We start from the raw sequence: 12111 nt of genomic DNA, 5'->3' as shown, positions 1-12111 counted from the left end.
TATAATACGATCAGCTTACATAATCGTGGAGGGGAAAAGCATGAAGAAAGAAAAGAGTTCACTTTGGGAATGGATCAAGGCAATTTTGATAGCTGTTGTATTAGCAGGTGTTATTAGACAGTTTTTCTTTGCGCCAATTCTCGTAGATGGAGTATCGATGGCGTCTACATTACATGATCGCGATCGAATGATAGTTAATAAAATTGGTTATCACATAGGAGATCCGAAACGATTTGATATTATTGTATTCCGAGCGACGGAAGATAAAGATTATATTAAGCGTATTATCGGCCTACCAGGCGATGAAATAGAGTATCGTAATGATAAACTATATGTTAACGGAAAGGCTTATGAGGAGCCGTATTTAGACAAGCAGAAAAAACAAATTGCTGACGGACCGCTTACATATGATTTCACTCTTGAAGAAATGACAGGGAAGAAAACTGTTCCAGAAGGTCAATTATTTGTTTTAGGTGATAATCGTCGTTTTAGTAAAGATAGCCGTTCGATTGGTACAATTTCAATGGACCAAGTGATTGGAAAGGCAAATATACTATATTGGCCGTTAAAAGATGCTCGTATTGTGAAATAAAAGAAAAAGAAGGTGGCAACATGGTAATTCAATGGTTCCCGGGACATATGGCAAAGGCTAGACGCCAAGTAACAGAAAAATTAAAGTTAATTGATGTTGTAATTGAGCTTGTAGATGCTCGATTACCTTTATCTTCTCGAAATCCGATGATCGATGAGATTATTACACATAAACCGAGGCTTGTTGTTTTAAATAAAGCGGATATGGCAGACGATCGTTTAACAAAGCAATGGATCGCATATTTTAAAGAAAAAGGCCATATGGCAATTTCAATTAACGCACAGGCTGGACAAGGCATGAAGGAAATTGCGGCGGCTTGTAAAGTGTTAGTGAAAGAGAAATTCGATAAAATGGTTGCAAAAGGTATTAGACCGAGAGCGATTCGTGCATTAATTGTAGGGATACCGAATGTTGGTAAATCTACGTTGATTAATAAGTTAGCGAAGAAAAATATTGCTAAAACAGGGGATCGTCCTGGTGTGACAACAGCTCAGCAATGGATTAAGGTTGGGAAAGAAATGGAGCTGTTAGATACGCCAGGTATTTTATGGCCTAAATTTGAAGACCAATTAGTTGGGTTACGTCTAGCTACGACTGGTGCAATTAAAGATTCTATTTTAAATCTACAAGACGTAGCTGTTTATGCGCTACGTTTTATGGAGAAACATTACCCAGACCGATTAAAAGAGCGCTATAATTTAAATGACATTCCAGAAGACATCGTGGAGTTATTTGATGCGATTGGAAAAAATAGAGGCTGTTTAATGGGCGGCGGAATGATTGATTATGATAAAACATCTGAACTTATACTTCGTGAGCTTCGTGGTGGCAAACTTGGGAAAATGACGTTTGAAACACCAGAAGAGTTTGCGGAGCAGACAGAAGATGCAGAAAAAGTAGAAGAAGTATAAGACGTGCGTTTGTACGTCTTTTCTTTTTTGTATATAAAGGGAGTGGCATGAATGCAAAAAGTGACTATTCAAGAGGCGGAACATTTACTACAAGAAATTATGAGTGAAGAGGACGACCGCTTTCAAATATTAATAAAAGATGAACGTAAAGGGGTACAAAAGCTCATTTCTAAGTGGTATAAACAAAAAGAGTTAGCGCAAAAGGAAAAAGAAAAATTTCTAGAAATGTCTAAGTATGAAAATGCGTTACGTGAAAAAGGTCTCACATATATCGCAGGTATAGATGAAGTAGGTCGTGGACCGTTAGCTGGGCCTGTTGTGACGGCAGCTGTCGTTCTTCCTGAGGATTTTTATATTCCGGGGTTAAATGACTCGAAAAAGTTGAGTGAAGCGAAACGTGAGCGTTTTTATGATGAAATTAAAGCGCAAGCAATTGCAATTGGAGTTGGAATTGTATCACCGCAAGTTATTGATGAAATAAATATTTATCAAGCGACGAAACAAGCGATGTTAGATGCTGTAGCGAATTTATCTTGTACACCACAATATTTATTAATTGATGCGATGAAACTCCCTACACCAATTCCGCAAACATCTATTATTAAAGGTGATGCAAAAAGTATTTCTATTTCAGCTGCATCCATTATTGCGAAAGTAACGAGAGATCGTATGATGAAAGAGCTTGGAGAAAAGTATCCTGCATATGGATTTGAACAACATATGGGATATGGCACAAAACAACATTTAGAAGCGATTGAAGCGCATGGCATATTAGAAGAACATCGAAAATCGTTCGCGCCAATTAAAGATATGATTCAAAAATAAGCTGCGAAAACGCAGCTTATTTTGTATTTTGACATATAAACATTACTATTTTCCAAAAAGAATAAAGCGATTTCAGTTTTCTGACACTTTATTGTAGACAGCGTGCCAATCATCTTATACAATGGCAATGTAATGTTTTTTAAACATTAAAAAACTTTTCGAGTAAAACAGGAAAACAGGGGAGGATGGGACCATGAATATCCATGAGTACCAAGGTAAGGCAGTCCTTAGAAGCTATGGGGTTAGCGTTCCGAACGGGAAGGTTGCATTTACAGTAGAAGAAGCTGTAGAAGCGGCGAAAGAATTAGGAACGGATGTATGTGTAGTGAAAGCACAAATTCACGCTGGTGGACGCGGCAAAGCTGGCGGAGTAAAAGTTGCAAAAAATTTAGATGAAGTTCGTACATATGCAGAGAGCATTTTAGGAACTACACTTGTGACACATCAAACAGGTCCTGAAGGTAAGGAAGTAAAACGCTTACTTATCGAAGAAGGTTGCGATATTAAAAAAGAATATTATGTAGGTCTTGTTTTAGACCGTGCAACTTCTCAAGTTGTTTTAATGGCTTCTGAAGAAGGCGGAACAGAAATTGAAGAAGTAGCAGAAAAAACACCTGAAAAAATCTTTAAAGAATATATTGATCCAGCAGTAGGCTTACAAGGCTTCCAAGCACGCCGAATTGCATTTAACATCAATATTCCAAAAGAGCTTGTAGGACAAGCTGTGAAGTTTATGATGGGCTTATACCGTGCTTTTATCGAAAAAGATTGCTCTATCGCAGAGATTAACCCACTTGTTACAACAGGTGATGGTAAAGTTATGGCATTAGATGCGAAATTAAACTTTGATTCTAATGCTTTATATCGCCATAAAGACATTTTAGAACTTCGTGACCTTGATGAAGAAGATGCAAAAGAAATCGAAGCTTCTAAATATGACTTAAACTACATTCCTTTAGATGGAAATATCGGTTGTATGGTTAATGGTGCAGGTTTAGCGATGGCTACTATGGATATCATTAAACATTACCATGGAGATCCAGCTAACTTTTTAGATGTTGGTGGCGGTGCGACAGCTGAAAAGGTTACAGAAGCATTCAAAATTATCCTTTCTGACAAAAATGTAAAAGGTATCTTCGTTAACATTTTTGGTGGCATTATGAAGTGTGATGTTATTGCAGAAGGTGTTATTGAAGCAACGAAACAAGTAGGTCTTGAATTGCCTTTAGTTGTACGTCTTGAAGGTACAAACGTAGAGTTAGGTAAGAAAATTTTAAATGAGTCTGGCTTAAATATTGTTGCAGCAGAATCTATGGCAGACGGTGCACAAAAAATTGTTTCACTAGTGGGCTAATAGAAAGCGGGGGAGAAAAATGAGCGTATTAGTTAATAAAGATACAAAAGTTATTGTTCAAGGTATTACAGGTTCTCAAGGGTTATTCCACACAAAGCAAATGATAGAATACGGTACGAAAATTGTCGGTGGTGTAACGCCAGGTAAAGGTGGCACTGATATTGAAGGTGTACCAGTATTTGATACTGTAGAAGATGCAGTGAAAGCAACAGGCGCAAACGCTTCAGTTGTATACGTTCCACCCGCTTTTGCGGCTGATGCAATTATGGAAGCAGTTGATGCAGAAATTGATTTAGTAGTATGTATTACTGAAGGAATTCCTGTATTAGATATGGTAAATGTAAAGAGATATATGGCTGGTAAACATACACGTTTACTTGGACCGAACTGCCCAGGTGTTATCACACCTGATGAATGTAAAATTGGTATTATGCCAGGATACATTCATAAAAAAGGTCATGTAGGTATCGTATCTCGCTCTGGTACATTAACGTATGAGGCTGTACATCAGTTAACACAAGAAGGTATTGGTCAATCTACGGCTGTAGGTATCGGCGGAGACCCTGTTAACGGTACAGACTTTATTGACGCGTTAAAAGCATTTAATGAAGATGAAGAAACACACGCTGTAATTATGATTGGTGAAATCGGTGGTACAGCGGAAGAAGAGGCAGCTGAATGGGTAAAAGCTAATATGACAAAACCTGTTGTAGGCTTCATTGGCGGCCAAACAGCGCCTGCTGGCAAACGTATGGGTCATGCTGGTGCAATCATTTCTGGCGGCAAAGGAACTGCTGCAGAAAAGATTAAAACGATGGAAGCTTGTGGTATTAAAGTAGCGGAAACTCCAGCAGTTATGGGTGAAACGCTAATCTCTGTCTTAAAAGAAAAAGGTCTATTTGAGACTTGTAAAAACTACTAATCTGTTGAAAGACACCTTCTTGCTTGAAGGTGTCTTTTTACAAACTTCTTGTTAACATAATAAAAATTATGGGTAAGGAGAATTGTGATGAAAAGAGAACGATTATTACATCTTCATTACTTGTTAGCAGACCATTGGAAGGCGATAGAGAGGCTATTACATGTCGATCCAGAATTGAAGGAAATATACAATTTTAATGCAAAACAAATTGAATGTTACACTGGAATATCCTCGAAAAAATCTTCAGAATTAGTAAATTTTCTTCAAAGTTCAAATCTCCCACAATATATATCTTATTTAGAGAAAAATCGATTCTTTTATATGACAATATGGGATGAAGATTATCCAAAATTATTACGTGAAATACAAGATCCTCCCTTTGTATTATATGGAAAAGGAGAAAAAGATTTTCTCAATAAAGTGAATAAATTAGCGGTTGTTGGAACAAGAGAACCGAATTTATATGGATATGAAAGTTTGAAATTTATTTTACATCCATTATTAGAAAAGGAATGGCTTGTTGTCAGTGGATTTGCAAGAGGGATAGATGCGATGTCTCATGAAATTACAGTAAGACGGCATTGCCCAACAATTGCGATACTAGGACATGGATTATCGTATATATATCCAAGAGAGAATCGATATTTATATGAAGTGTGGAATGAATATATATTGTTATTAACAGAGTATCCGCCGCACTATGCACCGAAAAAATGGTATTTTCCAAAAAGGAATCGGATTATTAGTGGCATAAGTAAAGGTGTTTTAGTTGTAGAAGCGAAATCGAGAAGTGGAACACTTATTACCGCAGACCTTGCTCTAGAGCAAAATAGAGAGGTATTTGCACTTCCTGGACCTATATTTATAGATAGTGCATCAGGAACAAATCATCTCATTCAACAAGGAGCGAAACTAGTAAGAAATGCAGAAGATATACTGGAAGAGATTTTAAATTAACCTTATATTTTTATGTTTTTATTAAACAATTATTGACAAATGGTAGATAGGCACTGTATGGTATATTCATTCTTGATTGACAAAAACAAGAGAAATCAATAAGATTAATGAAGACTTGAATCCACCTCTTAAGGAGGCACTAGCATGTCAGATTACCTCGTAATCGTGGAGTCGCCTTCTAAGGCGAAGACCATTGAGAAATATTTAGGGAAAAAATACAAAGTTGTCGCGTCTATGGGACACGTTCGCGATTTACCTAAAAGCCAAATGGGGATAGAAGTAAAGAACAACTTCACCCCGAAGTATATTACCATTCGTGGTAAAGGTCCCGTCTTAAAAGACTTAAAATCAGCAGCAAAAAAAGCAAAGAAAGTCTATCTCGCGGCCGATCCAGACCGCGAAGGGGAAGCTATTGCTTGGCATTTAGCCAATACGTTAAATGTGGACGTTGAATCAGATTGCCGAGTTGTGTTTAATGAGATTACAAAAGATGCAATAAAGGAATCCTTTAAACATCCTCGCGCGATTAACATGAATTTAGTAGATGCACAACAAGCAAGACGTATACTAGATCGTCTTGTTGGTTACAATATTAGTCCTTTATTATGGAAGAAAGTAAAAAAAGGATTAAGTGCAGGACGCGTACAATCTGTAGCAGTTCGTTTAATTATCGAACGTGAAAGAGAAATTCAAAGTTTCGAGCCTGAAGAATTCTGGACAATTAAGACAGAATTTGTGAAAGGGAAAGACACATTTGAAGCAAGCTTTTACGGTGTAGATGGTGAAAAAGTTCAATTAACGAATGAAACACAAGTGAATGAAATAATTGAACGGCTGAAAGATAATGCGTTCTCAGTTGAAAATGTAACGAGAAAAGAGCGAAAACGTAATCCGGCATTACCATTTACAACATCTTCCTTGCAACAAGAGGCGGCGCGTAAGTTAAACATGCGAGCAAAGAAAACGATGATGCTTGCGCAGCAATTGTATGAAGGAATTGATCTTGGAAAACAAGGAACTGTAGGTCTTATTACGTATATGAGAACTGATTCAACACGTATCTCAGAAACAGCTCAAACAGAGGCACGTACGTACATTACTGAGGCGTTTGGTACGGAATACATAGGAACAGAAAAGAAGAAAGAAACGAAGAAGTCGAACGCACAAGATGCGCATGAGGCAATTCGTCCTACTTCGGTAATGAGAAAGCCAGAGGAACTAAAGAGTTTCTTAAGTCGTGATCAACTTCGATTGTATAAATTGATTTGGGAGCGATTTGTTGCAAGTCAAATGGCGTCTGCTATAATGGATACTGTGACAGCGAGACTCATTAATAATAATGTTCAGTTCCGTGCAAGTGGATCGGTTGTAAAGTTCCCAGGATTTATGAAAGTGTATGTAGAGTCGAAAGATGATGGGGCTGAAGAAAAGGATAAGATGTTGCCACCTTTAGAAGTAGGGGAAACCGTATTTTCGAAGGATTTAGAACCGAAGCAACACTTTACACAACCTCCGCCGCGCTATACAGAGGCTCGTTTAGTAAGAACACTTGAAGAGCTTGGAATTGGAAGACCGTCGACTTACGTACCGACACTTGAAACGATTCAAAAACGTGGATATGTAGGTTTGGATAATAAACGCTTCGTTCCAACTGAACTAGGTGAAATAGTAATTGAACTTATTTTAGAGTTTTTCCCAGAAATTATTAACATTGAATTTACTGCTAACATGGAGCAAAGCCTCGATGAAGTAGAAGAAGGAAATGCGAATTGGGTAAAAATTGTTGATGATTTCTACGTAGGATTTGAACCGCGTTTAGAAAAAGCGGAAAAAGAAATGCGTGAAGTGGAAATTAAAGATGAACCAGCTGGGGAAGATTGTGAATTATGTAATCACCCAATGGTCTTTAAAATGGGTAAATACGGGAAATTTATGGCTTGCTCGAATTTCCCAGATTGTCGTAATACAAAACCGATTGTGAAAGAAATCGGTGTTACTTGTCCGAAATGTGATAAAGGTCAAATTATTGAGCGTCGTAGTAATAAAAAGAAACGTCTTTTCTATGGGTGCGGTACGTATCCAGAGTGTGACTTTGTATCTTGGGATAAGCCGATTGGCCGTAAATGTCCGAAGTGTGAAGGTATGCTAGTAGAGAAGAAGTTGAAAAAAGGCGTACAAGTACAATGTATTTCGTGTGATTATGAAGAAGAACAACAAATGTGAGCGTAACTGCTCACATTTTTTTCGGGAAGAAAAGGAAAGGTGATAAATATATGACAACACAAGTAGTAAACGTCATTGGCGCAGGTCTTGCAGGAAGTGAAGCAGCTTACCAAATTGCAAAACGTGGTGTCCAAGTAAGATTATACGAAATGAGACCGGTAAGGCAAACGCCAGCTCATCACACAGATAAATTTGCAGAATTAGTATGTAGTAACTCGCTTCGCGCAAACACATTAACAAATGCTGTTGGTGTTATTAAAGAAGAAATGCGTTTAATGGATTCTGTTATTATTCGTGCAGCTGATGAGTGTTCTGTACCAGCAGGAGGGGCTTTAGCGGTAGATCGTCATGAATTTGCGGCAAAAGTAACGGAATATGTGAAAAATCATCCGAACGTAACTGTGGTGAATGAAGAAATTACTGAAATTCCAGAAGGTCCTACTGTTATCGCGACAGGTCCACTTACGTCGCCTGATCTTTCTGCGCAATTAAAAGAATTAACGGGTGAAGACTACTTTTATTTCTATGATGCAGCAGCACCGATTGTTGAGAAAGACAGCATTGATATGAATAAAGTGTATTTAAAATCTCGTTACGATAAAGGTGAAGCGGCATATTTAAACTGTCCAATGACGGAAGAGGAATTCGACCGTTTTTACGAGGCTTTAATCGCTGCTGAAACAGTACCTTTAAAAGAATTTGAAAAAGAAATTTTCTTTGAAGGTTGTATGCCAGTAGAAGTTATGGCAAGTAGAGGAAGACAAACACTAGTATTTGGACCGATGAAACCTGTTGGATTAGAAGATCCGAAAACAGGGAAAACGCCATATGCTGTTGTTCAGTTACGCCAAGATGATGCAGCGGGAACGTTATACAATATCGTAGGTTTCCAAACGCATTTAAAATGGGGACCGCAAAAAGAAGTGTTACAGTTGATTCCAGGACTGGAAAACGCAGAGATTGTACGTTATGGTGTAATGCATCGTAATACGTTTATTAATTCACCTAACTTGCTTCGTCCAACATACCAATATAAACAACGTGATGATTTATTCTTCGCTGGTCAAATGACTGGAGTGGAGGGATATGTTGAATCAGCGGCTTCAGGATTGCTAGCAGGTATCAACGCTGCTCGACTTGTAAAAGGTGAAGAGCCGGTTGTATTACCACCAGTAACTGCGATGGGAAGTATGGCGAATTATATTACTGCGACAAATGCAAAAAACTTCCAACCGATGAATGCAAACTTCGGTCTGTTTGCACCGTTAGAGAAGAAAATTAAAAAGAAAGCAGAACGTAATGAAGCCTATGCAACACGCGCTTTAGAAACGATTCGAAATTTTGTAAATATTTAGTTAAATTTCTTGCAAAGGCTACTAAGTTGTGATACGATTTAGTAGCCTTTATTGAGGTGAATTGTGTGAATGTGAAGAAATTGTTACAATTATTCGTTGGATATTTACAAATTGAAAGAAATTATTCAAAATATACAATTGCAAGTTATCAAAATGATTTAGAACATTTTGTGCAATTTATGGAGCGAGAAGGCATATCCTCTTTTTTAGATATTACATACGCGGATGTTCGTTTGTACTTAACGACGTTGCACGATGAAAAGTTAGCCCGTAAATCTGTCGCAAGAAAAGTATCAAGCTTACGAAGTTTATATCGTTTTTTGATGCGTGAAGGTTATCGGAAGGATAATCCGTTTGCACTTGCGTCACTCCCCAAAAAAGAATTGTCAATCCCAAAGTTTTTATATGCTGAAGAATTAGAGGAATTATTTGAAGTTTCTGATACGGAAACCCCGTTAGGTCAAAGGAATCAAGCTTTATTAGAGTTGATGTATGCGACCGGGATCCGTGTGAGTGAATGTGTCAATTTACAACTTACCGATATTGACTTTGCGGTGGGGACAATTTTAGTAATGGGAAAAGGAAAAAAACAAAGGTATATTCCGTTCGGGAGCTATGCACAAGATGCTTTAATTACTTATATAGAGAACGGGAGAAAACAGTTAGCCAAGAAAACTGAAGAACAATCTCATATGGTATTTTTAAATGCGAAAGGCACGCCGCTGACAAGTCGAGGAGTACGCTATGTATTAAATGAACTCATTAAGAAAGCTTCACTGACAATGCGTATAAGTCCTCATATGTTAAGGCATACATTTGCTACACATATGTTAGATGAAGGGGCAGATTTACGTACTGTACAGGAGCTACTCGGTCATGAAAATTTGTCTACGACACAAATTTATACGCATGTCTCTAAAGAAAGATTGCGTTCTGTCTACATGAAGCATCACCCACGGGCATAAATTGCTTTTAAAGCTATAAAAACATATAAAGGAGTTTTTTCTATGGGAAATTTCCACGCTACAACGATATTTGCAGTTCATCATAATGGAGAATGTGCAATGGCTGGAGATGGCCAGGTGACAATGGGAAATGCTGTTGTAATGAAACATACAGCTCGTAAGGTTCGTAAACTTTTTCAAGGGAAAGTTTTAGCTGGTTTTGCAGGTTCAGTTGCTGATGCATTTACTCTTTTTGAAATGTTTGAAGGGAAATTAGAAGAGTATAATGGAAACTTGCAGCGTGCTGCTGTTGAGATGGCGAAGCAATGGCGCGGTGACAAAATGTTACGTCAGCTAGAAGCGATGCTCATTGTCATGGATAAAACAACTATGCTCCTTGTTTCAGGTACGGGAGAAGTGATTGAACCGGATGATGGTATTTTAGCAATTGGATCTGGCGGAAATTATGCGCTTTCAGCAGGTCGTGCTTTAAAACAATATGCAAGTGAACATTTAACAGCGAAGCAAATTGCGAAAGCGAGTTTAGACATTGCAGGCGATATTTGTGTGTATACAAACCACAATATAATTGTGGAAGAATTGTAGAATCGTAAGGGAGGCATTTTATATGCATTTACATTTTACTCCGCGTCAAATTGTGGAAAAATTAGATCAATACATTATCGGTCAAAAAGATGCGAAGAAAGCGGTTGCTGTAGCTTTAAGAAATCGATACCGCCGAAGTAAATTAGCTGAAAATCTACGTGATGAAATTGCACCTAAAAATATTTTAATGATTGGACCGACAGGTGTTGGTAAAACAGAGGTAGCACGACGAATGGCGAAACTCGTTGGAGCACCTTTTATTAAGGTTGAAGCTACGAAATTTACAGAAGTTGGATATGTAGGTAGAGATGTAGAATCGATGGTACGTGACCTTGTGGAAACGTCAGTTCGCATTGTGAAAGAAGAAATGGTAGTAAAAGTACAAGACAAAGCAGAAGAACAAGCGAACCAACGTCTTGTTGAAATTTTAGTACCGAGTCCGGAGAAGCAATCTGGATTTAAAAACCCATTAGAAATGCTATTTGGTGGCGCTCAAAATTCGAATCAAACAACAGATTCACAGGAAGATGTTGAAATCGAAAAGAAACGTCAAGATGTGGAAAGAAAGCTTGCTGCAGGACTTCTTGAAGATGAAATTGTATCGATTGAAGTGACTGAACAACAGTCTTCCATGTTCGATATGCTGCAAGGAACTGGCATGGAACAAATGGGGATGAATTTCCAAGATGCATTAGGAAGTTTTATGCCGAAAAAAACAAAAAAACGTAAACTTTCTGTAAAAGAAGCAAGAAAAGTCTTGACAAATGAGGAAGCACAGCGCTTAATTGATATGGATGAAGTTACACAAGAGGCTGTTTATCGTGCTGAACAGCTCGGGATTATTTTTATCGATGAAATTGACAAAATTGCTGGTAAGCAGTCGAATAGTGTAGATGTATCACGTGAAGGTGTGCAACGTGACATTTTACCAATTGTAGAAGGATCAAATGTTGCGACAAAATACGGATCAGTAAAAACGGATTATATTTTATTCGTTGCAGCTGGAGCGTTTCATATGTCTAAACCGTCAGATTTGATTCCGGAATTACAAGGGAGATTTCCGATTCGAGTAGAATTAACAAAATTATCGACGGATGATTTTGTTAAAATATTAATCGAGCCTGACAATGCGTTAATTAAACAATATATTGCTTTATTAGCGACTGAAGGTATAGAAATTGAATTTTCAGACGAAGCTATTCGTAAGATTGCTGAGATTGCTTATCAAGTTAATCAGGATACAGATAATATTGGAGCAAGAAGACTTCATACGATTATGGAGAAGCTCCTTGAAGATTTATCGTTTGAAGCATCTGAAATTACGTTAGAGAAAATAACGATAACGCCTCAATACGTTGAGGAAAAATTAGCAACGATTGCTAAAAATAAAGATGTGAGCCAGTTTATTTTGTAATAGTGTCA

Annotated in this window: 11 protein-coding genes; all 11 read left to right on the top strand. The window is 37.7% G+C overall.

The features are described 5' to 3' along the window. Window positions 1-40 precede the first annotated feature (40 nt). Window positions 41-592, top strand: a complete 552-nt coding sequence (gene lepB / locus ACTFRN_RS01840; RefSeq protein WP_000711857.1) for a signal peptidase I — start codon at window positions 41-43, stop codon at window positions 590-592. 20 nt (window positions 593-612) lie between these two features. Then, the gene (ylqF, locus tag ACTFRN_RS01835) at window positions 613-1503 is read left to right on the top strand and encodes a ribosome biogenesis GTPase YlqF (RefSeq protein WP_000236697.1); all 891 of its coding nucleotides are present in this window, start codon (window positions 613-615) and stop codon (window positions 1501-1503) included. Between the two features lie 51 nt (window positions 1504-1554). Continuing rightward, entirely contained in the window at window positions 1555-2328 is a 774-nt protein-coding gene (rnhB, locus tag ACTFRN_RS01830) for a ribonuclease HII (RefSeq protein WP_001174724.1), read from the top strand. A 193-nt stretch (window positions 2329-2521) separates the two neighbouring features. Then, complete coding sequence (gene sucC, locus ACTFRN_RS01825; protein WP_001020785.1) at window positions 2522-3682, top strand: ADP-forming succinate--CoA ligase subunit beta; 1161 nt, start codon at window positions 2522-2524, stop codon at window positions 3680-3682. A 19-nt stretch (window positions 3683-3701) separates the two neighbouring features. Continuing rightward, window positions 3702-4604 carry a succinate--CoA ligase subunit alpha gene (gene sucD, locus ACTFRN_RS01820; RefSeq protein ID WP_000115178.1) on the top strand — a complete coding sequence of 301 codons (903 nt, stop codon included), beginning with the start codon at window positions 3702-3704 and terminating at the stop codon, window positions 4602-4604. Between the two features lie 87 nt (window positions 4605-4691). Beyond that, a complete protein-coding gene (gene dprA, locus ACTFRN_RS01815; RefSeq protein ID WP_000818028.1) occupies window positions 4692-5561 on the top strand; it encodes a DNA-processing protein DprA in 870 nt (289 codons plus the stop codon). Window positions 5562-5705: 144 nt separating this feature from the next. Next, entirely contained in the window at window positions 5706-7784 is a 2079-nt protein-coding gene (gene topA, locus ACTFRN_RS01810; protein WP_001286972.1) for a type I DNA topoisomerase, read from the top strand. A 50-nt stretch (window positions 7785-7834) separates the two neighbouring features. Beyond that, the gene (gene trmFO / locus ACTFRN_RS01805) at window positions 7835-9139 is read left to right on the top strand and encodes an FADH(2)-oxidizing methylenetetrahydrofolate--tRNA-(uracil(54)-C(5))-methyltransferase TrmFO (protein ID WP_002028254.1); all 1305 of its coding nucleotides are present in this window, start codon (window positions 7835-7837) and stop codon (window positions 9137-9139) included. Between the two features lie 65 nt (window positions 9140-9204). Continuing rightward, window positions 9205-10104: a tyrosine recombinase XerC gene (gene xerC, locus ACTFRN_RS01800; RefSeq protein WP_001101228.1), complete on the top strand. Its 900-nt coding sequence runs from the start codon at window positions 9205-9207 to the stop codon at window positions 10102-10104. A gap of 42 nt (window positions 10105-10146) precedes the next feature. Continuing rightward, on the top strand, window positions 10147-10689 hold the full coding sequence (gene hslV / locus ACTFRN_RS01795) for an ATP-dependent protease proteolytic subunit HslV (RefSeq protein WP_000526271.1): 543 nt from the start codon (window positions 10147-10149) through the stop codon (window positions 10687-10689). Window positions 10690-10711: 22 nt separating this feature from the next. After that, complete coding sequence (hslU, locus tag ACTFRN_RS01790; protein ID WP_000550081.1) at window positions 10712-12103, top strand: ATP-dependent protease ATPase subunit HslU; 1392 nt, start codon at window positions 10712-10714, stop codon at window positions 12101-12103. Window positions 12104-12111: the final 8 nt, after the last annotated feature.

The sequence above is a fragment of the Bacillus cereus group sp. MYBK245-2 genome (genome assembly GCF_051916145.1).
In the GTDB taxonomy this organism is placed as follows: Bacteria; Bacillota; Bacilli; order Bacillales; family Bacillaceae_G; genus Bacillus_A; species Bacillus_A pacificus.
The sequence above is the reverse complement of the archived record's forward strand: the minus strand, read 5'-3'. Positions and strand labels throughout refer to the sequence as shown.

Excerpts from the sequence above, each read along its gene's own strand:
- lepB (WP_000711857.1), top strand. The coding sequence starts at position 41 with ATGAAGAAAGAAAAGAGTTCACTTTGGGAATGGATCAAGGCAATTTTG.
- ylqF (WP_000236697.1), top strand. The coding sequence starts at position 613 with ATGGTAATTCAATGGTTCCCGGGACATATGGCAAAGGCTAGACGCCAA.
- rnhB (WP_001174724.1), top strand. The coding sequence starts at position 1,555 with ATGCAAAAAGTGACTATTCAAGAGGCGGAACATTTACTACAAGAAATT.
- sucC (WP_001020785.1), top strand. The coding sequence starts at position 2,522 with ATGAATATCCATGAGTACCAAGGTAAGGCAGTCCTTAGAAGCTATGGG.
- sucD (WP_000115178.1), top strand. The coding sequence starts at position 3,702 with ATGAGCGTATTAGTTAATAAAGATACAAAAGTTATTGTTCAAGGTATT.
- dprA (WP_000818028.1), top strand. The coding sequence starts at position 4,692 with ATGAAAAGAGAACGATTATTACATCTTCATTACTTGTTAGCAGACCAT.
- topA (WP_001286972.1), top strand. The coding sequence starts at position 5,706 with ATGTCAGATTACCTCGTAATCGTGGAGTCGCCTTCTAAGGCGAAGACC.
- trmFO (WP_002028254.1), top strand. The coding sequence starts at position 7,835 with ATGACAACACAAGTAGTAAACGTCATTGGCGCAGGTCTTGCAGGAAGT.
- hslV (WP_000526271.1), top strand. The coding sequence starts at position 10,147 with ATGGGAAATTTCCACGCTACAACGATATTTGCAGTTCATCATAATGGA.
- hslU (WP_000550081.1), top strand. The coding sequence starts at position 10,712 with ATGCATTTACATTTTACTCCGCGTCAAATTGTGGAAAAATTAGATCAA.